The 20,962-nt window shown below is 60.0% G+C and carries 23 protein-coding genes; 7 read left to right on the top strand and 16 right to left on the bottom strand.

From position 1 onward, the window contains the following. The first annotated feature begins 67 nt into the window (after positions 1-67). Positions 68-793, top strand: coding sequence for a glutamine amidotransferase (locus tag WOC76_RS20820; RefSeq protein WP_341102170.1), 726 nt, complete (start codon positions 68-70; stop codon positions 791-793). On the opposite strand, the gene WOC76_RS20815 is transcribed toward WOC76_RS20820, so the two are convergent. The 4 genes from WOC76_RS20815 to WOC76_RS20800 form a co-directional block, all read right to left on the bottom strand. Continuing rightward, positions 763-1,677 carry a LysR family transcriptional regulator gene (locus WOC76_RS20815; protein ID WP_341102173.1) on the bottom strand — a complete coding sequence of 305 codons (915 nt, stop codon included), beginning with the start codon at positions 1,675-1,677 and terminating at the stop codon, positions 763-765. The genes WOC76_RS20820 and WOC76_RS20815 overlap by 31 nt on opposite strands. A gap of 25 nt (positions 1,678-1,702) precedes the next feature. Further along, positions 1,703-2,161: an HPP family protein gene (locus tag WOC76_RS20810; RefSeq protein WP_341102175.1), complete on the bottom strand. Its 459-nt coding sequence runs from the start codon at positions 2,159-2,161 to the stop codon at positions 1,703-1,705. Positions 2,162-2,252: 91 nt separating this feature from the next. Then, positions 2,253-3,455: an NAD-dependent formate dehydrogenase gene (locus tag WOC76_RS20805; RefSeq protein ID WP_341102177.1), complete on the bottom strand. Its 1,203-nt coding sequence runs from the start codon at positions 3,453-3,455 to the stop codon at positions 2,253-2,255. Positions 3,456-3,836: 381 nt separating this feature from the next. Beyond that, a complete protein-coding gene (locus tag WOC76_RS20800; RefSeq protein ID WP_341102179.1) occupies positions 3,837-4,445 on the bottom strand; it encodes an SAM-dependent methyltransferase in 609 nt (202 codons plus the stop codon). Between the two features lie 419 nt (positions 4,446-4,864). Here WOC76_RS20800 and WOC76_RS20795 point away from each other — a divergent pair, with 419 nt between their 5' ends. The 4 genes from WOC76_RS20795 to modC all read left to right on the top strand — a co-directional run bounded on the left by WOC76_RS20795 (position 4,865) and on the right by modC (position 7,922). Next, positions 4,865-5,068, top strand: coding sequence for a TOBE domain-containing protein (locus tag WOC76_RS20795; RefSeq protein ID WP_341102181.1), 204 nt, complete (start codon positions 4,865-4,867; stop codon positions 5,066-5,068). 204 nt (positions 5,069-5,272) lie between these two features. Beyond that, positions 5,273-6,073, top strand: coding sequence for a molybdate ABC transporter substrate-binding protein (gene modA / locus WOC76_RS20790; protein ID WP_341102182.1), 801 nt, complete (start codon positions 5,273-5,275; stop codon positions 6,071-6,073). A gap of 35 nt (positions 6,074-6,108) precedes the next feature. Then, positions 6,109-6,828, top strand: coding sequence for a molybdate ABC transporter permease subunit (gene modB, locus WOC76_RS20785; RefSeq protein WP_341102185.1), 720 nt, complete (start codon positions 6,109-6,111; stop codon positions 6,826-6,828). Further along, positions 6,825-7,922 carry a molybdenum ABC transporter ATP-binding protein gene (gene modC, locus WOC76_RS20780; RefSeq protein ID WP_341102187.1) on the top strand — a complete coding sequence of 366 codons (1,098 nt, stop codon included), beginning with the start codon at positions 6,825-6,827 and terminating at the stop codon, positions 7,920-7,922. The genes modB and modC overlap by 4 nt, the downstream gene beginning before the upstream one ends. Before the next feature lie 259 nt (positions 7,923-8,181). Here modC and WOC76_RS20775 read toward each other — a convergent pair whose 3' ends face one another. The 7 genes from WOC76_RS20775 to WOC76_RS20745 all read right to left on the bottom strand — a co-directional run bounded on the left by WOC76_RS20775 (position 8,182) and on the right by WOC76_RS20745 (position 12,245). Continuing rightward, entirely contained in the window at positions 8,182-8,715 is a 534-nt protein-coding gene (locus tag WOC76_RS20775) for a chromate transporter (protein WP_341102189.1), read from the bottom strand. After that, positions 8,712-9,284 carry a chromate transporter gene (locus WOC76_RS20770; protein ID WP_341102192.1) on the bottom strand — a complete coding sequence of 191 codons (573 nt, stop codon included), beginning with the start codon at positions 9,282-9,284 and terminating at the stop codon, positions 8,712-8,714. Before WOC76_RS20770 ends, WOC76_RS20775 begins: the two co-directional genes overlap by 4 nt. Before the next feature lie 225 nt (positions 9,285-9,509). Continuing rightward, entirely contained in the window at positions 9,510-10,613 is a 1,104-nt protein-coding gene (gene arsB, locus WOC76_RS20765) for an ACR3 family arsenite efflux transporter (protein ID WP_341102194.1), read from the bottom strand. A gap of 52 nt (positions 10,614-10,665) precedes the next feature. Further along, a complete protein-coding gene (locus WOC76_RS20760) occupies positions 10,666-11,193 on the bottom strand; it encodes an arsenate reductase ArsC (RefSeq protein WP_341102196.1) in 528 nt (175 codons plus the stop codon). Next, positions 11,186-11,542, bottom strand: a complete 357-nt coding sequence (locus WOC76_RS20755; protein ID WP_341102197.1) for an ArsR/SmtB family transcription factor — start codon at positions 11,540-11,542, stop codon at positions 11,186-11,188. Before WOC76_RS20755 ends, WOC76_RS20760 begins: the two co-directional genes overlap by 8 nt. A 47-nt stretch (positions 11,543-11,589) precedes the next feature. Then, positions 11,590-11,814: a GDCCVxC domain-containing (seleno)protein gene (locus WOC76_RS20750; protein WP_341102199.1), complete on the bottom strand. Its 225-nt coding sequence runs from the start codon at positions 11,812-11,814 to the stop codon at positions 11,590-11,592. Then, entirely contained in the window at positions 11,814-12,245 is a 432-nt protein-coding gene (locus tag WOC76_RS20745) for a mercury transporter MerT (RefSeq protein WP_341102202.1), read from the bottom strand. Before WOC76_RS20745 ends, WOC76_RS20750 begins: the two co-directional genes overlap by 1 nt. A gap of 70 nt (positions 12,246-12,315) precedes the next feature. Between WOC76_RS20745 and WOC76_RS20740 the strand changes: the two genes are divergently transcribed. After that, entirely contained in the window at positions 12,316-12,723 is a 408-nt protein-coding gene (locus tag WOC76_RS20740) for a MerR family transcriptional regulator (protein ID WP_341102205.1), read from the top strand. Position 12,724: 1 nt separating this feature from the next. Here WOC76_RS20740 and WOC76_RS20735 read toward each other — a convergent pair whose 3' ends face one another. The 3 genes from WOC76_RS20735 to WOC76_RS20725 form a co-directional block, all read right to left on the bottom strand. Continuing rightward, complete coding sequence (locus WOC76_RS20735) at positions 12,725-13,390, bottom strand: bile acid:sodium symporter (RefSeq protein ID WP_341102380.1); 666 nt, start codon at positions 13,388-13,390, stop codon at positions 12,725-12,727. Positions 13,391-13,879: 489 nt separating this feature from the next. Beyond that, positions 13,880-14,464, bottom strand: coding sequence for a phosphatase PAP2 family protein (locus tag WOC76_RS20730; protein ID WP_341102208.1), 585 nt, complete (start codon positions 14,462-14,464; stop codon positions 13,880-13,882). Next, positions 14,418-14,990, bottom strand: a complete 573-nt coding sequence (locus WOC76_RS20725) for a Chromate resistance protein ChrB (protein ID WP_341387458.1) — start codon at positions 14,988-14,990, stop codon at positions 14,418-14,420. The genes WOC76_RS20730 and WOC76_RS20725 overlap by 47 nt, the downstream gene beginning before the upstream one ends. Positions 14,991-15,250: 260 nt before the next feature. Here WOC76_RS20725 and WOC76_RS20720 point away from each other — a divergent pair, with 260 nt between their 5' ends. After that, positions 15,251-15,610 (top strand): hypothetical protein, encoded by a 360-nt coding sequence (locus WOC76_RS20720; RefSeq protein WP_341102214.1) that lies wholly within the window; start codon positions 15,251-15,253, stop codon positions 15,608-15,610. Positions 15,611-15,978: 368 nt separating this feature from the next. Here WOC76_RS20720 and WOC76_RS20715 read toward each other — a convergent pair whose 3' ends face one another. Both WOC76_RS20715 and WOC76_RS20710 read right to left on the bottom strand, forming a co-directional pair. Continuing rightward, positions 15,979-18,048, bottom strand: coding sequence for a multicopper oxidase family protein (locus WOC76_RS20715; protein WP_341387457.1), 2,070 nt, complete (start codon positions 18,046-18,048; stop codon positions 15,979-15,981). A 133-nt stretch (positions 18,049-18,181) separates the two neighbouring features. Next, positions 18,182-20,410, bottom strand: coding sequence for a TonB-dependent receptor (locus tag WOC76_RS20710; RefSeq protein ID WP_341431578.1), 2,229 nt, complete (start codon positions 20,408-20,410; stop codon positions 18,182-18,184). Positions 20,411-20,962 lie beyond the last annotated feature (552 nt).

The raw sequence follows: 20,962 nt of genomic DNA, 5'->3' as shown, positions 1-20,962 counted from the left end.
ATGCATGGTCCCCCATCCACGCTACCGCAGGTGAACCGGTCACGCGTAGCCCGAGGCGGTCGCTTCCATGGAAAATGTCATTGCGATTTCCCATGTCGCTTTTGAAGATCTGGGCACGCTCGGTGTGGAATTGACCCGGAGAGCTGCCGCGATCGAGTGGATCGACGCCACGACAGCCGATTTCAGCGTCTTGGATTCATCTTCGTCTGAACTGGTTGTTGTTTTGGGGGGACCGATAGGGGTCTACGAAATCGAAGCGTACCCGTTCCTGCGTGGAGAAATTGATTTCATTCGCCGCCGTCTCGACGCCAGACAGCCAACGCTTGGCATATGCCTCGGCGCCCAGCTGATGGCCCAGGCCCTTAGCGCGCAAGTCTATCCCGGCGTGAATGGGAAGGAAATTGGATGGGGCGCGATCATGCCCGAAACAAGCATGTCCGACGACGCGGCTTTCTGCAGGCTTCTTTCAGAAGCGCCGTCCGTGTTCCATTTCCACGGCGATACTTTTGATCTGCCGGCGAGCGCCCGGTGTCTTGCGTCTTCCAGTCGATATGCGAACCAGGCTTATGCGATCGGTGATTACGCTCTGGGGCTACAGTTTCACCCCGAGGTGACCGCGGACGGGCTCGAGCGATGGTACGTCGGACACGCCTGCGAGCTGGCGGCGGCAAAGGTCGATATCGCGGCTTTGCGAAAGGCAAGCCGAGAGCTGGCGCCTAAGCTGGAACAGGCTGCCCTGCGCTTCTGGCGATCATGGATCGATCAGCTGCCGTTGTCGAGGAAACTGAAATAGGGGTTTAAATCAAGCTGGCTCGTCAATTTCCAAATCGCCGAAACGATTGGCGGAGCCGGATCCTGGTCGAGGGCGACGATGCCAATCTTGCGAAAAAGGTCCGGCGCGAGCGGGATCGCAGTCAACTCTTCGCGCATCTCGAAGAGCGCGAGCAGGCTGTGCGGCATGATGCTGAAGATTTCCGCGCAGCGAACGTTCGAGTAAAGGGCGAAGACAGAGTCGGTTTCCACGACCACGTTTGGATGAACGCCAGCGCGTTGGAAAGCCGCGTCGATGATCCGTCTGTTCTGCATGTTGCGCGTCAAGAGGCAGAGCGGCAATTTCGCCGCGTCGCACCAACTCATGGAAGCGCAGTCGCCAAGCGCGGCGGCGTCGCGCGCAAGCAGAACATAGCGCTCGCGGTAAAGGGGCAGGACGCGGAACCGGTGCAAGTCCTGGTCTTCGAGATAGGTCACGCCGATATCCAGCTCGAACTTGTCGAGACGCCGTATGATCTCCTCGTTGCTGAGCGACTGAACCAATTGCCGAACAGCAGGGAAGGCGCGCAAATAGGGGCCGCTCAGCAATGACAGGACCGGCAATGTCGTGGGGATGGCGCCGACCCGCAGAGCGCCACTCAATTGGGCGCGCGAGACCGAGGCTTCCTGTTTCAGTCCGTCCCATGCCGCGAGCGCTTGACGCGCCCAGCCGAGTAGGCGCGCGCCATCCTCTGTCAGCCCGACAAACTTCTGTCCACGCTCGACGATGGAGACGCCCAGCTCTTCTTCCAGTCGTCGGATCGCCGCTGACAGGGCGGGTTGCGAGACATTGCAGGCCTCCGCGGCGCGCGCAAAATGCTGTTCTCGCGCCAGCGTCACAAGATATTCGAGCTGGCGAAAAAACATCTCCGACACTCCGGATTAATACGCATCACCAGGATTTTGGATATTTCTGGTCTCGTGTCGCATTGTTGTAGAGCAAGGCGAAGGCGATGATCAATGCGGCGCCGGCGATCGTGGGCATGAAAAGAAAAGCCCACTTAGGGTGCGTCAGGAAGATAATCACCGGATTGGAGCCGGCGGGCGGATGAACGGTCCTGGTCGCCATCATGGTCATGATCGCCAGCGCGACGGCGGCAGCCATGGCCCATGGGGCGGGGCCTAATGCCTCGAGACAACCCAGACCAATGAGCGATGAAACGCCGTGTCCGAAGACGACATTCCGGGGTTGGGAGAACGGCAAGTCTGGAAACCCGAACACGAGCACACAGGAAGCGCCGAACGACCCCAGAATCATTTGCTGATCGAGGCGCGCGCCGAGGAGCGTGAGCCCGAGAATGAGCGTAAAGCCGCCAGCCCCGGCGAAGAGAATCGAGCGCGCCTCTGTCATGAATGTCTTTCAGCCTATTCATATTCGACGCCAACGGACGCCGTCGGTTTGCGGCCGACGCCCGTTGGCCAAGTCCCCTTCTGGGGAGGGGTCAGGCGACCTTGAATTTGGCCGCTTCGTCCGAGCCGCCGGTCGCATCGCCCTCGCTGTAGGAATGCGCGCCGACGCCGGCGAGCTTGCCGCCCTGCACGACGAGATATTCATCGCGGATGGGACGGCCCTCGAAATAGCATTCGAGGATCTCACGAACGCCCGCTGCGTAGCGCGTCTGCGCCGACAGACTCGTGCCTGAGATGTGCGGCGTCATGGCGTGGTGGGGCATCGTCCGCCAGGGATGATCCTTGGCTGGCGGCTGCGGGAACCAGACGTCGCCAGCGTAACCGGCGATGTGGCCGTCCTCCAGCGCGCGCACCAGGGCGTCGCGATCGACGAGCTTGCCGCGCGCGGTATTCACGATATAGGCGCCACGCTTGAAGAGCCTCAGCGTGTCCGCATTGATCATGTGCTCGGTTTCGGGATGCAGCGGGCAGTTCAGCGTTACGACGTCGCTGACCTTGGCGAGGCTTTGGAGGTCTGAGTGATAGGTGAGATCCAGCTCCTCCTCGACAGATTTCGGGAGGCGGTGGCGATCCATGTAGTGCAGTCCGACGCCGAAGGGTTTCAGGAGGCGGAGGACGCGCAAGCCGATCCGGCCGGCGGCCACGGTGCCAACCTGCATCGCCTCGAGGTCATAGGAGCGCGAAACCGCGTCGGCGATGTTCCAGCCGCCTTTGAGAATGATGTCATGCGAGGGGACGAAGTTGCGCACCAGCGCCAGGATGGACATGACGACATGTTCGGCTACGGCATTGCTGTTGCAATAGGTGACTTCGGCGACCGTGACGTTATTTTTGATTGCGGCCTGCAAGTCGGTATGGTCGGAGCCAATTCCCGCCGTCACGATCATCTTGAGCTTCTTCGCTTTGGCGATCCGCTCGGCCGTCATGTAAGCGGGCCAGAAGGGCTGGGAGATCACGATCTCCGCATCGTGCAACTCACGGTCGAGCACGCTGTCGGCGCCGTCCTTGCTGGACGTCACGACCAGCTGATGTCCATTCGACTCCAGAAATTTACGCAACCCAAGCTCGCCCGAAACGCTCCCGAGCAACGTGCCGGGCTTGAAGTCGATCGCCTTGGGCGTCGGCAACGTCTGGCCATCGGGATAGACTTTCGGCTGCGGGACGTCATCACGTGCATAGGTCTTCGGATAGCCGCCGACCGGATCGTCGTAAAGGACACAAACTACTTTTGCCATGAGCGAATCCTCCTGACGCGCTAGGGGGCCGTGTTAGTGGCGACGCCTCTCCCCTGCGCGGTCCACGCGCTGATTTATTGGAAGCGTCATGTGGTTCCTAAACCAACGCGCGGAACGCTCCATTCGTTTTGGCTGATGCCATGATAAGCGCCGTTTATCGAAATGAAGGATCTCGCGCCTGACGCGAAGCAATGAAGCGGCGCTTATCAAAATGAACGGCGGCGAATGAAGATGAAAATTGCGAGACAGCCGGGCCCTTTGTGAGAAGCGCAAGAACCGCAAACGAACCCCCGAGTGAGGTTTCGTTTGCGGTTCAATACAACCGGATCGAGGGCGGATTTGGCCAGTCCGAGAGGCGGTGTCCGACAGGTTGCCCAGTCTTCACCGGCAGTAGCCACATCGCGGCCAGTGCCTAGGCGCCACTGCCGAATGACGCGTGGGGTGTATAGGAGGAGCCTCGAGTTTCGTCCAACGAAAACGGCTTATCAGTTGATAACTGCTGGTTATCATGAACCGGAACTGGCGCTTCGTCGTTCCGCAGCGACTGGAATTCTGGCGGTCGGGCTTAATGTCGAGGAGTGGCGTGCCGTCGACGCAATCAAGCCCTCGCACCAGGAGCGTGCAATCTTCGACCGCCTCCAGCTTGGCAATCGACGTGCCGATCGGATTCGGCCGCATTGGCGATCGCAATGAGAAAGTGCCCCTCGGCTCATTGCCGGACCGCGAGCACTGCATCACCAAATCGCGGCGGGCGAGATGCAGCCAGTAGATAACTTCAAGCCGGTGGTATCTCGCGATTCCACAAAGCGCTTGTTTCCATGTTTCGGCCAGGATGATTCGACAAAGCGGCCCGTCGGTCTGGCCCTGTCTCGGGCATTCCGCACGCGTTTTCCAGGGAGTTTCTATCCGCCCGATAACCGCGACGCTCGCATCGCTTGGATTGAGCCACGAAATGGCGACTTCTCCGGCGCGGATTTCGTCATTGATCATTTGTTTGAGCGCAGCTTTCAGTTCCGATGACAGGGAAGGTTACGACGTTGCCGACGGTTCGCAACATGGGCTCTTCTGTCGTAAAGGCTTTTTATGGAAAGCCGCGCCGTAGAAAAGCGCACATTTTGCAAAACCTGCGGCCTTTTCAAAGATAGGCGACTTTGGCGGTACGCAACATAAAGGACTGTCGGCGATGGGATTTGCCGTTTTTCGTTATCCGAACAGCGTCGTTCGCCAACCTTTGATCCTCTCTTCGAGGATGCAGATGCTTGGATCAAGCCGGAACAAACGCACGGCTTCAGCATATTGCAGGTCGGGGTAGGAGGCGCCTATCTAAATGGTGTCGAACGGCGGCCATCGCGCCTGCCGGGTATGAGTTGCGGGAAGTTAGGCCACAGCTTTGCAGAAGGGAGAAAACCATGAAGATTTCAGCTCGTAATGTGCTCGACGGCACGGTTAAGGACATCAAAAAGGGCGCTACGACGGCGCACGTTCTCATTGACGTCAACGGCGCCATCGTTACGGCTGCCATCACCAACGAGTCTGTCGACGAACTCGCTCTCAAGGTCGGCGAGAAGGTAAAGGCGATCATCAAGTCCTCGGACGTGATGGTGGCGGTCTGATCTCCAAAGAGCCGCCGGCGTCCCGGCGGCTCATTTTGGGCGTCGTGCGCCGATTGCCGAGACTCGCGGTCTCGTGTCCTAGGCTCAATCTAAATCTGAGCTGGCCAAGTCATCTGTATTAGTCCAGTATATAGCGGTCCACGTTATCGTTCGCGGGCCGCTCAGGAGTCTGTTCTACCGAGCCGCCACGGGAAGGGTCTTATCATGTTCCTTCAGGCGTCTCTTCGTCTCGTCTGCACAGTTGCGCTCTTGATGGCGAGCATGGGGGGCGGAGCCGCCGTCGCCCGTGGCGCGGAGAAAAAAGCGGCGCCGGTTTTGGTTTTCGCGGCTGCGAGCATGAAAAACGCGCTGGATGCGGTGGCCGAGGCCTGGAAGGCGCAGACTGGAAAAGAGGTTTCGATCGCTTACGGTTCATCCGGCTCTCTCGCTCGACAGATCGAATATGGCGCCCCCGCAGACCTGTTCGTATCCGCCGATCAAGAATGGATGGACTATCTACAAAAACGTAAGCTTATCCAAGACGCGACGCGGCGCAATCTTCTCCAGAACGAATTGGTTTTGATCGAACCGGTTGATCAAAAAGTCGATCTCAAGATTGCCCCGGGTTTCGATCTGGCGGGGGCGACGGGGAACAGCAAGGTGGCCGTCTGCACGATCGCCGCTTGCCCAGGGGGAATCTACGCAAAGCAGTCGCTCGAAGCTTTGGGAGTTTTTAAACAAGTCGAGCCCAAGCTCGCGCAGGCCGACAACATCCGGAATGCGCTGATGCTGGTTTCTCGAGGCGAAGCCAAATTCGGGATTGTCTATGCCACAGACGCGAAAGCCGACAGCAAGGTCAGGGTTGTGGGCGTCTTCCCGGAGGCGAGCCATAGTCCGATCATTTATCCAGTCGCGCTGACTTCCGCCGCGAAAAATCCGGACGCGTCGGCCTTTCTGGAGATTCTCTCGTCACCCACAGCGCGGAAAATCCTGACTGAACAGGGCTTCACGGTGCTCCCCAAATAAAGCGGGACTGCAGCTGCGCGAAAGAGGAGAGCCGGATGCTCGACTTTAATCTCCCGGCATTGATCGACCTGTCGCCGGCGGAGTGGACGGCAATTCGGCTTTCGCTGAAGATCGCGACCGTCGCGACGTTTGCGAGCTTACCGTTTGGGATCTTCACTGCTTACGCGCTCGCGCGTTGGCAATTCCCAGGCAAAACCATTCTCAATGGGTTCGTCCACCTGCCTCTGGTTCTGCCGCCGGTTGTGACGGGATTCACTCTGTTGCTGCTACTGGGGCGCAAGGGGCTCCTCGGCGCCTATCTTGCGGAAGTCGGAATTGTCTTCTCCTTCCGATGGACAGGCGCTGCGGTCGCCTGCGCGGTCATGGGGTTCCCGCTCATGGTGCGGGCTATGCGTCTGTCATTTGAGTCGGTTGATCGGCGGCTTGAGCTTGCTTCCGAAACATTGGGGGCCAACAGAGTCTGGACCTTTTTCATGGTAACGCTTCCCCTCTCCACGTCAGGGGTCATTGTCGGCGCCATCCTCGCATTCGCAAAAGCTCTCGGCGAATTTGGCGCGACGATTACTTTCGTCTCGAACATTCCTGGAGAGACTCAGACGATCTCGGCGGCGATCTACAGCTACACGCAGGTTCCAGGCGGGGACGAGAGCGCTATGCGCTTGACCTTAGTCGCGGTCTTCATCGCGCTCTCCGCGCTCATTGCTTCCGAAGGCGTGCAGTGGTGGGCGGAAAGGCGTCTGGGGACCGTTGAATGATCGAGGTCGATGTCCAACTCGCCGTTGGGGCCTTTTCGCTCGACGTAGCCTTTCGCAACAACACGGGCGTTACCGCGCTTTTCGGCCAGTCCGGCTCGGGTAAATCCGTCACGCTCAACATCATCGCCGGGTTGATGCGGCCCGACTTGGGCTATGTTCGGTTCGACGGCGAAACTCTGGTTGACATTGAAGTGGGGGTGTTCGTGCCGGTTTCCCGGCGCCGAATAGGGCTCGTCTTTCAAGACTCGCACCTGTTTCCCCATCTGAGCGTCAAACAGAACCTGCTTTACGGCCGCTGGTTCGCGCCGCGTGACGCCCCTCGCATCGACTTCGACGCCGTGGTCGAAACGCTGGGAATCGGCCAACTCCTGTCCCGCCCGTCGGCGCGGCTGTCCGGCGGGGAACGACAGCGCGTCGCCATTGGGCGGGCCCTGCTCTCCTGCCCAAAGCTGCTTCTGTTCGACGAGCCGCTTGCCGCGCTCGACATGCAGCGTAAGCTCGAAATCATTCCGCTGATCGAGAAGGTGCGTGACGAATTCAAGGTTCCAATGGTCTATGTCACCCATGCTGTCGACGAGGTGGTCCGACTGGCGCGCTGCGTCGTCATCCTCGACTCCGGTCGCGTGAAATTTGTCGGCGACCCGGCCACGGCCTTCAGTCGGCTTGCGACAGCTTCTGAAAAAGATCGTTTCAACGTCTCTTCTGTCCTGGAAGCGCGCGTTGCCAATCGACCTATTTCCCACGGCCTTACGGCGCTGGATCACCCCGCTGGTTTGATTTGGGTCGCCGGTGACGTTGGGGCCCCGGGAGCGGCCGCGCGCGTCATCGTCGCTGCGACAGACGTCGTCGTGTCGCGGACGCGGCCCGAGGAGATCAGCACGAGAAGCGTGCTGAGGGGCAAAGTTGAGAAGATCAAGCTCGAGGGGCCCTTGGCGACGATTGAGATTAAGCTTGCGGAAGACGGCTACCTGCTCGCGGCGATCACCGGTGGGGCGCTAGAAGACCTCGCACTGGAAGTCGGATCGAGCGTCTACGCGCTCTTTAAATCAGCAGCGCTCGATCAAACCGTGATCAGCGTTGAGAGGGCAACTTGATTAGCCGGTTGGAGCTGCCTTGCCTGTTAGCCAAACCTCGGGAAGACTACTTCTCGACGATTGCCATACGAGGGTTTCCGGACCCGCAATGGAGTTCGGCGCGCTTTTTTGGGTAGCGGAAAGCCAGATTATGGAGCGGCTATGCCGCTCCCCAGTCAACAGACCCGCGGCGATAGGACCGAGAGATTCGCTGATAGGTGTCGTGCGGCACCGCCATCAGGCGCATTAACTCCAGCAGCTGGAGCGTTTTCGAGCATCTTTACATCCTTATCAGTAGGCCAAGGGATGGCGCCGAGAGGGCGACAACGGCGGAGCCGATAATAAGCCATAAGGTGTCAAGCTCTGTCGTTAGCAGAACGACGAGGCCCACGGCGGCGATCACTACGGCGATCGGGTCTGTGAGAGCATCGCGCGCGAGGGGGATCGCCGCTGCGAGCAGCAGGCCCGCGCTTGCAATCACCACGCATTGCAGCACAGATCTAACGCGAGGATGCTCAAATTTGCGTCCTGCAAAATGGACAAGAGGAATAATGAGCAAGGCGGGCGTAATCATCGCCAGCCAACCGGCAATGGCTCCCGGTATCCCCGCGACGAAATAGCCGACGCTGACAATGTAAAGCCCGACTGGACCGGGGGTGCTGCGCGTGATGGCAACGGCTTCGTTAAGCTCCTTTTCGCTCAGCAAATGATGCTGGAGAACGAGCGTTTCCTGAACGACGGGTAGCGACGCGAGCCCCGCAAAGGCGGTAATCGTGCCTTTGAGCAGGAGGAAGTAAAGGAGGACAAGGTTCACGCGCTTTCCCCCGCATGTAGAAACACGCCCATCGCGGCGGCTAGAAGAAGCACCTGCAATGCAGAAATGCCGCCGACCACATGGAGCGGGAAGGCCGTCGCGCCAATAAGCGCGACACGGACCCTTGCTCCGCCCTTATAGTGCGGCTTCGCAATCGTCCAACAGGTTTTAACTGTTATGGCGACCGCCGCAGCGACCGCGCCATGACCAGCTGCCTGTGCGAAAGCGTTTTCCTGCCAATGGCTGAAAAGCGCGGTCAGCGCCGTTACGATGACGGCACAGGGAATGGACGACGCGAGCAGGGCAACGATTGCCCCTGAAAGTCCATGCAGCAGCCAGCCTACCCCTGTACAGAACGCAAGGAGATTCGTTCCCGGCGTCAGGCGACCGAGCGCGTAGCAGAGGGTAAAGCGGTCATCGTTCAGCCATTGCCGCTTTTGCAGTAACTCATGATGCAAAACCGCCGTCGTCGCGCTGCCACCGCCGAGCGTCAGATTCGCGTAGCGGGCAAAGACCCAACCAATCCCGCCCAAGGTTGGAACGGTGACTTTTGTCAACTGTTCTTTCATGCCGCACCTCCTGAAAGCCTTTCAAGCGTTTCCGCTCTTTCAATTATACCCGCCCGAGATTTCGCTTGTTCGATCGGCGACAGAAAGCGACAGTTTCGACATGTTACTGATAAATGTTGGTGCAGCGCGGCGTCCAGGTTGCATTTCACCCAAGAGATTGGGCCAGTGTCCGTGACTTCGCTTTTCAGACGCACTTCGTCGAGCCAGAGGAGCGTGACATCCTCGCTAACTTTCGGGTCGCCGCAAGGCGTGTGATGACGATGCGGATTTCCTGAAGCAATTGTTCCGTCCGAGCTGTGGGGTAGCCGCTTTATGCTCATACCACCCGCGCGTGCGGCGAACGATATGGACGACAGAGAGCATGACCGGCACCTCGACCAGGACGCCGACGACCGTCGCCAGCGCCGCCCCGGATTGGAAGCCGAACAGCGCAATCGCCGTCGCGACCGCCAGCTCGAAGAAATTGCTTGCGCCGATAAGCGCCGACGGCCCCGCGACGCGCCAGTCCACGCCAAGGCGGCGATTGAGCCAGTAGGCGAGCCCGGCACTGAAATAGACTTGTATGAGAATCGGCGCCGCGAGGAGGCCGATGACGAGCGGCTGGCGGATGATTTGCTCGCCTTGCAGGCCGAACAGGATGACGAGGGTCAGCAGCAAAACCGAGAGCGAAAGCGGAGCCAGTTTGTGGAGCACCGCGCTCAAGGCGTCCTTGCCGCCTCGCATGAGCAGCGCCCGCCGCCATAGTTGCGCGGCGATCACCGGCACGACGATGTAAAGCACGACCGAGAGCAGCAGCGTATTCCAAGGCACGGTGATGGAGGATAGGCCGAGGAGCAGCGCGACAATCGGGGCGAAGGCGATGATCATGATGGTGTCGTTCAGGGCGACTTGCGACAGCGTGAAATGCGGCTCGCCGTCCACGAGGTTTGACCAGACGAAGACCATGGCCGTGCAAGGAGCCGCCGCCAGCAAGATTAGCCCCGCGATATAGGCGTCGATCTGGTCCGCCGGGAGGAACGGCCTGAACAAGTGCGCGATGAAAATCCAGCCGAGCAGCGCCATGGAGAAGGGCTTCACCAGCCAGTTGACGCCGACCGTCACGGCAATCCCGCGCCAATGCTCCTTGACCTGGCCGAGCGCGCCGAGGTCAATTTTGAGCAGCATCGGGACAATCATCAGCCACACCAGCACAGCGACCGGCAGATTGACTTGGGCGACTGTCGCCGCGCCAATGGCCTGAAAGACAGCGGGCATCGCCTGCCCGAGGACAATTCCGGCGACGATGCAGAGCGCGACCCACAACGTCAGGTATCGCTCGAAAAGTCCCATAGCGGGCGCGCCCGCGGTCAACGCAGCCGGGGTTGTCGTTGCTTCGCTCATCTCAATCCACCTTCTGCGCCGGATGCGTTGCGCCTTCGATTTCGCCGATTTCCCGCAGGCGGTTTTTCAGCGCCATCTTGTCGAGGCGGCCAATCGGGACCGCGAGCATGAGGGAGATGCGGTTTTTCAGGTAGCGGAACGCGAGATTGAAGGCGCGTTGCTTTTCAATGTCCGAGCCTTCGACCGCCGCCGGGTCCTCAATGCCCCAATGCGCGGTCATTGGCTGCCCCGGCCAATAGGGGCAGACTTCGCCCGCCGCGTTGTCGCAGACCGTAAACACGAAATCCATGACTGGCGCGTCAGGCGCTGCGAATTCGTCCCAGCTTTTCGAGCGGAAGCCCTCGGCTGGATAGCCATACTCCGCGAGCGTTTTGAAGGCGTAGGGATTGACGATCCCCTTGGGATGGCTTCCCGCCGAGAACGCGTTGAACCGTCCCGCGCCGTCCTGGCGAAGAATGCCTTCCGCCATGATCGAGCGCGCGGTGTTGCCCGTGCAGAGAAAAAGGGCATTGTAAACGCGGTCAGTCATGTACGGGCGCCTTTGGGGAGCAGCAAGGAGCGAGGTCGGCGATGAGCGGCGCGCGCACTTCGGGACGCCCGCCGCAGCAATCTTTCAGCAGGAACAGCGTCACCTCGCGCAGGCGCGCAACGTTGGCCCGGTAGATGATGGAGCGGCTTTGCCGCTCGCCCGTCACCAGACCGGCGCGGGAAAGGATTGAGAGGTGCGCTGACAGGGTGTTCTGCGGCACGGCCATGAGCCGCGCCAGTTCACCCGCCGGGACGCCTTCGCGCTCGCGAGCGACCAACAGCCGGAAGGCATCAAGCCGCGTGGTTTGCGCGAGCGCAGCAAGCGCGGCGATAGCGTCTATATTTTCCATATATCCGGATTACTGGATATACATAACAGACGCAAGACGGGCTTTGCCTATGAAGCGAAGCAGCAGGCGGTTCGTGCGCCTCCCCTTGCTTCCTGAATTGGCGGGCACGGAACGTCGCCATAGGAGCAAAAGACGCAGCAGTCCCCTGCCTTCGGCTTCAACAACGCCCCGCAGCCCTTGCATTCATAGAAGAACTGGCAGGCGTCGGTCGGCATCGTCTCAGCCGATTGGCGCCCGCAGGTCGGGCAAGTGATTATCGATACGAGCTGCATCAGCGGCCCCGAAACAGCTTCAGCAGCGCAGGGTCGATGTAGCCCCAACTTGTCGCCGCCACCACGGTTATCGAGGCGCATAGCAGAAGCGCCAGCGTTGCGCGTGAGCGCTGCGACGACGCGCAGCCCACCCCCGAAACGCAAGCTATTGGCCGCTTCAGCCACCACACGCCCCAACCGCCGACAATCGCCAAGGCGCTGACCAGCAAAAATGGCGTTCGCCATTCGGCGATCATTGCGAGCCCGCCGAGAACGCCCGCGCCCGCGCCAAGCGCGGCGAGCCCGAGCGGGATCACGCAGCACGAAGAGGCGACGACCGCGCCGAATCCGGCGACGAGCCCCAATGCTGCGAACCATTTTGGCGAGGCTGGCAGGTTGGCGGGAGATGAAGCGGCTGGCGTTCTTTCTTGCGCTGTGTCGTTGATGGTCATGGCTCGCTCTTGCTTGATGGTCGGGGTATCCTGCACCCCGTAGCGACTACGGGGGCAAGAGGAATAATCCGTGAAATCCTTGACCATCGGGCAGTTCGCGGCGGCGGCGGGCGTCAATCTTGAGACCGTGCGCTATTACGAGCGCATCAAGCTCATGCCGCCGCCCGCAAGAACCGCGAGCGGATACCGCGCCTACGAACCAGCCCATATTCGCAGGCTGGCCTTCATCCGCCGCGCCCGCGAACTTGGATTCAGCATCGAGCAAATCCGCGCCCTGCTGGCGCTCGCCGAGCCGTCACGCGCCTCCTGCGCCGACGTGAGAGAGATTGCGCGGACCCATCTCGACGAAGTGCGAGCGAAACTCGCTGACCTCGCCAGACTGGAGGGCATTCTTGCGGAGACAATCTCTTGCTGTTCCGGCGACCCCGCCCCGCCATGTCCTGTGCTGAATATGCTGGCGACATCGGGGCGTGGATAAGTCAAGAAAAGCGCATGGCGCGAAAGCGCGAGAGCTTGACGTCAACGATCGACGCGAAAAGATGCTGCACGAGATTGTAGATAATAATCGGGAGCATAACTTGGGGATGGTTCGCCAACGCCAATGAAGCAAGAACGAGCCCCGTTCCATTGTTGTTCATGCCAAGCGCGAACATCAGGGAGGCCGTTTCGTCGGGCGTGGTTTTGAGCGCGCGCGAGAGCAGCAAGCCCGAACCGAAGCCAGCCACACACAACACACTGACAATGACCAAGACGGCCGCCAAAAAATCCGCGTCGGGAAGGGACACAACTTTCGGCAGAACAAGCGTCGCATTCGAATAGTTGAGAAGCACGAGGACGGCGAAATTCGCCAGCTTCACGTAGGGCGTCACTCGGTCGATACGCGCCGCACCCATCACCTGGCCAGCCGCGAGGCCGCAGAATGAGGGCAGGATCACCCACGCGCCCAGAAATGTCGCGGCCTCTCCCGCGGCCAGCTCGTGCAAGTCTTCAGAGTAATCGCCGGTCGTCAGAAAGCCGACCGAATGAAGAATCAAGGGCGTCGTTAATGGGCTCAGCAAGGTGGTGAGCAGCACGAGCCCCAGACTCAAGACAATGTTGCCATTGGCATTTTGCGCCCACGCCGTCGACGCCCCCGCAATCGACATTGCCGCCACAAGAGCGAGCCCTGACCAGCAGTTGCTGAACTTCGTCGGGATCATGCCAGAACATCATGGCTAAGCTAATTGCGGCAATCATCGTCAGCGGCGCGGCGACATTGCCAGTGAGCCCCGCCAACATCACGAACGCCTTGTGGGGCGTTCGGCGAAGCGCCGACAGTTCATGAAGGGGAACGCCAAGGCCAGCGTTGAATAAGAGCGCGGCCAGCAACACCGGGGGCAATGTCAGGTTCACAGGGTTTCGCAGCGAGAAGAGGTCTGCGAGATTTATGGCGCGAATCCAAAGCCCGAACTGGGGTAGGAAGGCCGCAGCGACGTATGAAGCGACGATAATCCAGATGAAATATTTATGGATGAAGTGCGCCAACTCGGCAGCGCGACCGCTTCGTGTCATTTTATCCGTCCGCCTTTTGTCGCATCAGAGCTTGTGGGCGGCGCTCGCACGGAACAGCGCGTGGCTCGCTTGTTGGCCGATCCCTACAGAATGGTCGTCATAGGGCGGTCTATCCGCGTGTCTCGCTGATAGACGGGGCGCACCAGGCTTGCGGCAATGATCCCCGTTATCGCGCCTCCCAGCACGTCGCTGGCGTAGTGGGTCCCGACGTAGACCCGCGAGAAAACCATCAGCATGGCCGCCGCGAGGAAGAGGGCTCCCCGTCGCGGCATGCCGTGAATCAGGAAAGCTGCCGCGATCGCGACGGTCGCGGTCGCGTGATCTGAAGGGAACGAAAAATCGGCGCTCCGCTCGATTAAGAGGCAGGTGACGCCTGCGTCGTAGGGCCGCGCGCGCTGGACGAATAGCAAGATCAGCTGATTGATAGCCAATCCCAATAGGAAGGAGAAGCCAGTCGCCAACAGAATGTGCCGAGTGTGCGGTTTGTTGTTTCCTTGCCACCATTGCAAGGCGACCGCCGCAACCAGAAGCGGCACGCCGATCGCCGATGTCCATACCATCAGGCGGTCGATCAGCGGCGATTGTCCGGCCCAGGCGTTTATTGCCTGCGTTAGCGCGGCATCAAGATCGGACAGCATCGTCGCCTCCGGTTGCTCGGTTTTCGTCATGGGCCTCGTAGATCCGTTGCGCGTAGCGCTCGAGCAACGCCTCGCAGGCTTTCAGCCGCTCGCTGGCTTCAGCGGCGAGCGACGCATGGTAAAAATCCAGCTTTTTGATTTTTTCCAACCACCCTTGAAGCTTTTTGAGGTCGGTGTCCTCCTCTTCCAGTTCGGCATAGGTGAATTTGTTGATTGCGAATTCCTTGGCGATCTCGGCTTCGAAGCCCGCGCAGCGCCCCAGAAACTCTCGATATTGCTCATCGCGGTCCGCCTTAAATCGGGCGATGACTTTTTCCCTTTGGGCCTGATCGAGCGCGATCGTCTCGAGCAGCACCGACTCGCCGCCCATCTCGGCGATGTCGTTTTCCAGCATTTTCAATTGGCGCACATGGTCGTCGGTCTTGGGGAGGAGGCAGACGCCATTCTGCAGGTAGACCGCGCCAATGCTTTTGAGCCGCCGCCAAAGGGCGACCCGCTTAGCCGGAGGATCGGCGGGAACCTTGTAGGTGAGGAGAAGCCATTTCAGATCGGGCATGGTTGCGAGTATAATGTAACTACGGTTACATTTCAAGAGAAACAGAATTGATCCGACGGCGCTGACCGCGGAAAGGGCCATCGCCGCGGCGGATGGTGCAGCGCGAGCTCTACAATGATCTTCGTCTTCCACAAGGTCCGCGTGGTTCTGACTGTTCGCCTATCTGCCCAAGAACCAGAACACACCCCCTTCAGCATCCATTCAGGTTAGCTGGCGCTTAATAGGGGCGTTGATGAGCTCATGGTTCTCGGAGGGGATCGATGATGACTACGCTTCGCAAAACCATCACCGCTACGGCGATTGCCGCTCTGCTCGCTGGAACGATGACATCGACGCCGGCGTCCGCCTGGTATTACGGCAACAATAACGGCGCTGCGGTTGCCGGCGCTATTGTCGGCGGGTTGGCGCTCGGCGCTGCGGTCGGCGCATTAGCTAGCCAGCCTAGCTATGGCTATGGATACTATCCGGAATATGGCCACGACTATGGTTATAGTTACGGTTACGCACCGTATCGTCGAGCCCCGACCTACAGCTACGGGGCTGGGTATGGATACGGGTATGGAAGCGGATATGGGTATGGTTATCCCCATCGTCACCATTATTACGATGACGACGACTGAGACCGCTTAATCGTGCGGGATATGCGCGCCACCTTATCCCCTCCCCAAAAAAAGGCGCGCAAGGCGAGAGTCGTTCAACGTGAGCGGCTCTCGCTGTTTTTCAGGGCAGCATCGTCTCCTTATCACCATCGTTTGCAACCACATTCGCACTCGGTTTCCTGTTGGCTGTTCTCGCTTCACCCTTCCAATCAAGGTGGCGGTTGGAATGGGACAACGCGGCCCGCCTATTCTGGAAGGCTATCAATCAAATAAGCAAGAGCGAGGCCATTAATCCTCCCGATCGGTGACTTTCATTGGCAGCCCGCTCTATGCCTCGCCGCCGAGGACGCCGGTATCCTCAACTGAAGAGGTGTCTCCGGGAGACTGGCTCAGTACGGCGACGGCACGACGCGAATCTTAGCCATCATGCCTCCATCCTCATGTTCGAGAATGTGGCAGTGATAGACGAAGTCTCCAAGCTCGACGAATGGGATATCGAGCGTTACGGGCGTCGAAGCGCAGTGACCGCCACGCCATTGCTCTATTGAACAGACGCCGCTCTGGTTGTTCGTCACTTGATCCCGGATCGACGCGTCTGGCGCCGCCACGCCAAGCGGCAGGTTGTCCTCCACGATCCCGTAGCCAACCCCGGAGCGGGGCTTCAGGGAATTCGGCGAAGAAGAGGACGCATTGGCTTCGACCGGCCTGAATTTTGTCTGATGGATATGGAAGTTATGATTTTCGGTCGAAAGCTGCACCAGCTCCCATGTTTCGTGGATGGGCGTCTGCCCCGGGCCAAGCGGCAGGCAAACGCTTGGCTTCATCGGGTCGAACCGCGTGACGGGCAATTGCGTGCCCGGCACCGGAACCCCGCGTTCATCGACTTCTTCGTAACCCAGTCCAAAGCTGTCATCTACAGCGAGGTCCTCGAGCCCGAAGAAAATCCGCCGACGATGCCCTGACGGGAGCGCCTTGCAATTCGCGGGCAACGGCGCGGCCTGTGCGCTCGGTACGGGCGACGAAAATATGCCGCCCGCCTGCGTCATTTTTAGCGCATCCCCGCTCACGGCGATGGCAGGTTGCGACAGGCTGAACGAGCTCCCTTGCTTGAATTCAACCCTGGCGAGGTCGATGGCGGGCCAGGCGTCGCCGCTCCCCATTGTCAGTCCGGTCATCTTGAAAGTCGCCAAAGCATTTCTCAGAGGAGAAGTGACGCGTCCGGCTCCGTCGCGGTAAGTCACCCATAGCTCGGCGCGGGCGCTCGGCATCATGACAAGCTCGCTCACGCACACCGGAAGGGTGCGAATGTCGGACGCTGTTTGAGGGCAACGCGCGACTTTGAATTTTGCGCCGGCGAGCCGAACCACCGTATCGATCGGCGTGTCCTGCGGCAGGTTCACGCTGACGCCATCGACGGCGACAAGTTGCATGACGATCGGCTGCTGTGTCGCATCGGCGACAAGCTGCAAGCGGTAAGACAGACTGCCGGAGGCGTTGGTGAGCCGCCAAAATTCGCCCTGCGGCGCTTGGACAGGAATCGTTGGGAATTGTTGACCGTTGATGGTGAAATACCATTTGCCGCCAAGATAATTATTCCCCTCGTCCCTGCTGTTGTCGGCGCCGGTACAAGACCCTTGCCTCACCTCGCCGGGGGCGGGAAACTGCCGGCAGAAATCCGGGTCCTGCTGATTGAGGACTTCGCCATTGGCGACCGCGACGGGGTCGCTTTCGAACGCGATGTTACCCGCGGCAAGAACCTGCAAGTCCTTGAGGATCAAATGGCGGACGGCTGGTTGACCGCCAACCGAGCCGCCGCCAGCGTAATCGCCGACATTGCCAATCGTAATAATTCCCGCAAGGCCGCTCGACACCTGATTGAGCGCGAGCCCGTGAACGTGCGGATGGAACCAAAATAGCCCCGACGGGTGGTTCTTTGGGATGTCGATGCGGTAATCGACAGAATCCAGAACTAGCTGCCCGTGGTCGTGCGCTCCCTGCGAAACGAGCTGCCAATTGACGTTGGCAGAGTTGAATACGCTGACGAAGACGTAATCGCCGAAAGTCGGATCGCTTATTGTAGGCGCGCGCGGCGGCACGATCAGGCCATGCGTATGGATGTTCGAGGGATTGGACGGCAAACTCTCTCCGCCCGCGTCAGCGGCGTGCGCGACCTTGGCGGGGTCAAGCTTTGGCAGGCGATTGACGAAGCGCATTTTGAGCGTATCGCCGGGCTGCAACGCGAGCCGAGCGCCGCCATAATCCGCGACTGTCGATGATCCCGCCGGACATTGATTGCCCGTCGAGGGCCGCGGGCAGATTTCATAGACCCAGCCGACCGGATTGACTGGCGCGCCTCCCGGCGGCGCAAAGGAGATGGTCGGAACTGGCTTAGGCTTAGCGATGATCAGAAGATCGAGCACGCCAGAGCGGCTGGCAAAAACGGCGGGCTCTTTGAGCATATCCCCTGGAGCCGCCGCCGCATTAGAGCCAAGCGTGGAGAATAAAGCGGCGGCGGTCGCTATTCCCGCCATTCCTCGTCGAAATGGATAACCTCGGTTTGCCATCCCTGCTCTCATCTGCATCGTTTCGCGACTAAAATTTTGCGTTCAGCGTCACCCACGCCGAGCGGGGCGCGCCAGGCATGATGTTGTTGTTGTTGGTGGCGGCGACGTAATATCGCGCTCCAAGCAGGTTCTCGACATTGAGCTGCGCATTCACCCTTTCGCTCAATTTTAGATAGGCGGCGGCGTCGACGCGGGCGTAGCCGGGAACGATCACGGCGTTGTCGATCGCCGGGTAGAATTTGGCGTTGTAGATGACGCCTCCGCCCAGCCCCAAGACGCCCGGCCCCGCGCCAAAGAGCGACGACACGTCGACCTTATTCCAAAAGGAGAAGGTGTTGCGCGGCACGTTCGGCGTCACCTTGCCTGCGTAGACGAGCCACGGATCGATGGGGTTGGGGTTCGTGCTCGCATTCAGCACGCGTCCCGATTGCAGGCCGTAGCCGAGGGAGGCCTGCCACTCGTCAGTGATATAGCCGACGAGGCCGATCTCCCCGCCGCGCGTGCGCGTATTGGCGGAGACGGCGTTGAAGGCGCTGACCGTGACCGGCTGGTTTGAGCGATCAAGCTGATAGAGCGCGCCGGTCAAGAGCAGCCGCGGCGTGATTTGATACTTCACGCCCACTTCGAGATTCGAGAACCCCTGCGGCTGCAGCGCGGCGAGAGAGGGCGTCAGCACGACGAACTGATCGCTCGACGCCGGCAGGAAGGAGCGCGAATAGGCGAAGTAGACCGAAAGATCCTCGATCGGCTTGCCGACCACGCCCAGGCGTGGCGACCATTTGTTGGTGACGTTGCGAATGGTCTGGTTGATCGGGTCGACGATTTCTCCTTCCGCCTGTTCCGCCGCCTGACCGGCCGGGTCGGCGCCAGGCGGAAGCGGGAAGTCAGCGCCGCGGAAGGTCAGATCCAAATGATCGAAGCGCACGCCGGCGAGGATGTCGATGTATTTCGTAATCGCGATCTGATCCTGGAGGTAGCCAGAGGCGACGTCGAGATTCGTGTAGCGACGCTCGCGCGGGTCGCCATAGCTCATCGGCAGATAGAGCGCGGGGTTGAGGAACGGGGCGTCCACCGCCGTGGCGCTGCCGTCGCAGTTGACGACCAGATTCGTCTCGGGCGTGCCGAAGCACGAAAGATTACGTTCGCTCGCCGATCTCTGATTGCCGACCTCGGCGCCCGCGAGCAGCGTGTGCTTGATCTCCGGCGTCATATCGAAGCGATACACGAGATCCGTCTGGTTGAAGATGTTCGTCCGCGGCGTGTTGTGAACGTAGCCCTCGATTTCCATCTGGCCGCCGGGCGGTCCTTCGAAGAGAAGGACATTCTCGCCGGGGAAGGTGTTGGCGTAGCGTTTCCGGTAGCTCGCGAACATCGTGTGATTGCGGATCTCGAGACCGAAGTCGGTCTTGTGCTCCATGTTGAGATCGACGAGATTCACGTCGATGCGCGCGAAATTATTGGTCCGCGCCGTCGGAAAGGTGTTGCCAAAGAATTGGTAATACGGCGTCGGCGCCGGATAGCCGGGGATGAAAGAGGCGAGGCCCGCCGGGAAGCCCTCGATAAAGGATGGCGCGCCGATCGAGGGGATGCCGCGATCATTGAAGCGGCGATCATGGTAATGTTCGTAGCTCAGCGTGACGAAAGTCTTTTCGAGCGGCTTCCAAGTCAGCGTCGGATTGACGCCGTAACGCTCCATCTGGAAGTAGCTGCGATAGCCTTCCGACTTCTCGTAAAGCGCGTTGAGGCGCAGGGCGAGCGTGTCGGAACCGGCCTGACCGATGTCGGCCGTCACGCGCCGCTTTCCGAAGCTGCCGCCGACCACTTCAAGATTGCGGATCGTTTCGCCATCCGCCTTCTTGGTGAAGCGGTTGATGATACCGCCGCCGCCGCCACGCCCGAAGGTGAGCGCGCTCGGCCCTTTGAGAACCTCGACCGCCTGAATGTTGTAGAGATCGCGGTAATATTCGGCGTCGTCGCGAATGCCGTCCCGATAGAAGTCGGCTGATGTGTTCTGGCCGCGAATGGTGACGGCGTCCTTATTGCCCTCGCCGCCCGTCACCGTCACGCCGGGCACATAGGTCAGCGCCTGATCGAGGCTGTAGCTGGCGCGATCCTGAAGTTGCTGCTTGGTGAGGATCGTGATCGACTGCGGGATGTCGATGATCGGCGTGTTGGTCTTTGTCGCGGTCGAGGTGCCGCGCGCAACATAGCCAACGACGCCGCTCGGCCCGTAGCCCAGCACCTGTTCGGAAGGCACGAAGGGCCCCGGCTCGGAAGACTGCGCCGGGACCGACGGCGTCGGCGCCACAGCGGGCGCGTGAACTGGATGCGGCGCCCGAGGCGTCGGCGCGCGTGACGCCGTGCGACGCACGCCGCCGACGCTGATTGTTGGAAGCGATTGTTGTGCGACAGCGGGACATCCCGAAGCAAGGAGCGCCAGGGCGACGAAAAGCCTAAATTGCGAGCCATTCAAAGGTTTCGGGAACGCGATCGACGAAGTCACTATGGGTCCTCGCAAAAGGCTTGCTCGATTTCGGCCTACTCGGCCGTCGCCAATGAGTATTTGCCAGCGAGGAATTCAGTCAACATCACACGAAGATAGCTTGGAAATATTATAAATTTGTCCAATTGATTGGAGGATTTCCAACAACGGAAGATGAGAATTGTTCCATTTACGCCAGCACTATTTCTTCTTGACTGCGATATCAGCCTGCACACTTCCAGAAGGCGGCGTCAGCGCGCTTGGCAAACATGCGCGAAGATCTAGCCAAAATCCCTCCGAAAAAGCTCCTCGGGACGCTGGCGCGTT

The sequence above is a fragment of the Methylocystis sp. IM3 genome, from assembly GCF_038070105.1.
In the GTDB taxonomy this organism is placed as follows: domain Bacteria; phylum Pseudomonadota; class Alphaproteobacteria; order Rhizobiales; family Beijerinckiaceae; genus Methylocystis.
This window is presented reverse-complemented; position numbering and strand designations above follow the sequence as displayed.

Excerpts from the sequence above, each read along its gene's own strand:
- WOC76_RS20820 (WP_341102170.1), top strand. The coding sequence starts at position 68 with ATGGAAAATGTCATTGCGATTTCCCATGTCGCTTTTGAAGATCTGGGC.
- WOC76_RS20815 (WP_341102173.1), bottom strand. The coding sequence starts at position 1,677 with ATGTTTTTTCGCCAGCTCGAATATCTTGTGACGCTGGCGCGAGAACAG.
- WOC76_RS20810 (WP_341102175.1), bottom strand. The coding sequence starts at position 2,161 with ATGACAGAGGCGCGCTCGATTCTCTTCGCCGGGGCTGGCGGCTTTACG.
- WOC76_RS20805 (WP_341102177.1), bottom strand. The coding sequence starts at position 3,455 with ATGGCAAAAGTAGTTTGTGTCCTTTACGACGATCCGGTCGGCGGCTAT.
- WOC76_RS20800 (WP_341102179.1), bottom strand. The coding sequence starts at position 4,445 with ATGATCAATGACGAAATCCGCGCCGGAGAAGTCGCCATTTCGTGGCTC.
- WOC76_RS20795 (WP_341102181.1), top strand. The coding sequence starts at position 4,865 with ATGAAGATTTCAGCTCGTAATGTGCTCGACGGCACGGTTAAGGACATC.
- modA (WP_341102182.1), top strand. The coding sequence starts at position 5,273 with ATGTTCCTTCAGGCGTCTCTTCGTCTCGTCTGCACAGTTGCGCTCTTG.
- modB (WP_341102185.1), top strand. The coding sequence starts at position 6,109 with ATGCTCGACTTTAATCTCCCGGCATTGATCGACCTGTCGCCGGCGGAG.
- modC (WP_341102187.1), top strand. The coding sequence starts at position 6,825 with ATGATCGAGGTCGATGTCCAACTCGCCGTTGGGGCCTTTTCGCTCGAC.
- WOC76_RS20770 (WP_341102192.1), bottom strand. The coding sequence starts at position 9,284 with ATGAAAGAACAGTTGACAAAAGTCACCGTTCCAACCTTGGGCGGGATT.
- arsB (WP_341102194.1), bottom strand. The coding sequence starts at position 10,613 with ATGGGACTTTTCGAGCGATACCTGACGTTGTGGGTCGCGCTCTGCATC.
- WOC76_RS20760 (WP_341102196.1), bottom strand. The coding sequence starts at position 11,193 with ATGACTGACCGCGTTTACAATGCCCTTTTTCTCTGCACGGGCAACACC.
- WOC76_RS20755 (WP_341102197.1), bottom strand. The coding sequence starts at position 11,542 with ATGGAAAATATAGACGCTATCGCCGCGCTTGCTGCGCTCGCGCAAACC.
- WOC76_RS20750 (WP_341102199.1), bottom strand. The coding sequence starts at position 11,814 with ATGCAGCTCGTATCGATAATCACTTGCCCGACCTGCGGGCGCCAATCG.
- WOC76_RS20745 (WP_341102202.1), bottom strand. The coding sequence starts at position 12,245 with ATGACCATCAACGACACAGCGCAAGAAAGAACGCCAGCCGCTTCATCT.
- WOC76_RS20735 (WP_341102380.1), bottom strand. The coding sequence starts at position 13,390 with ATGTCGATTGCGGGGGCGTCGACGGCGTGGGCGCAAAATGCCAATGGC.
- WOC76_RS20730 (WP_341102208.1), bottom strand. The coding sequence starts at position 14,464 with ATGACGAAAACCGAGCAACCGGAGGCGACGATGCTGTCCGATCTTGAT.
- WOC76_RS20725 (WP_341387458.1), bottom strand. The coding sequence starts at position 14,990 with ATGCCCGATCTGAAATGGCTTCTCCTCACCTACAAGGTTCCCGCCGAT.
- WOC76_RS20720 (WP_341102214.1), top strand. The coding sequence starts at position 15,251 with ATGATGACTACGCTTCGCAAAACCATCACCGCTACGGCGATTGCCGCT.
- WOC76_RS20715 (WP_341387457.1), bottom strand. The coding sequence starts at position 18,048 with ATGCTCAAAGAGCCCGCCGTTTTTGCCAGCCGCTCTGGCGTGCTCGAT.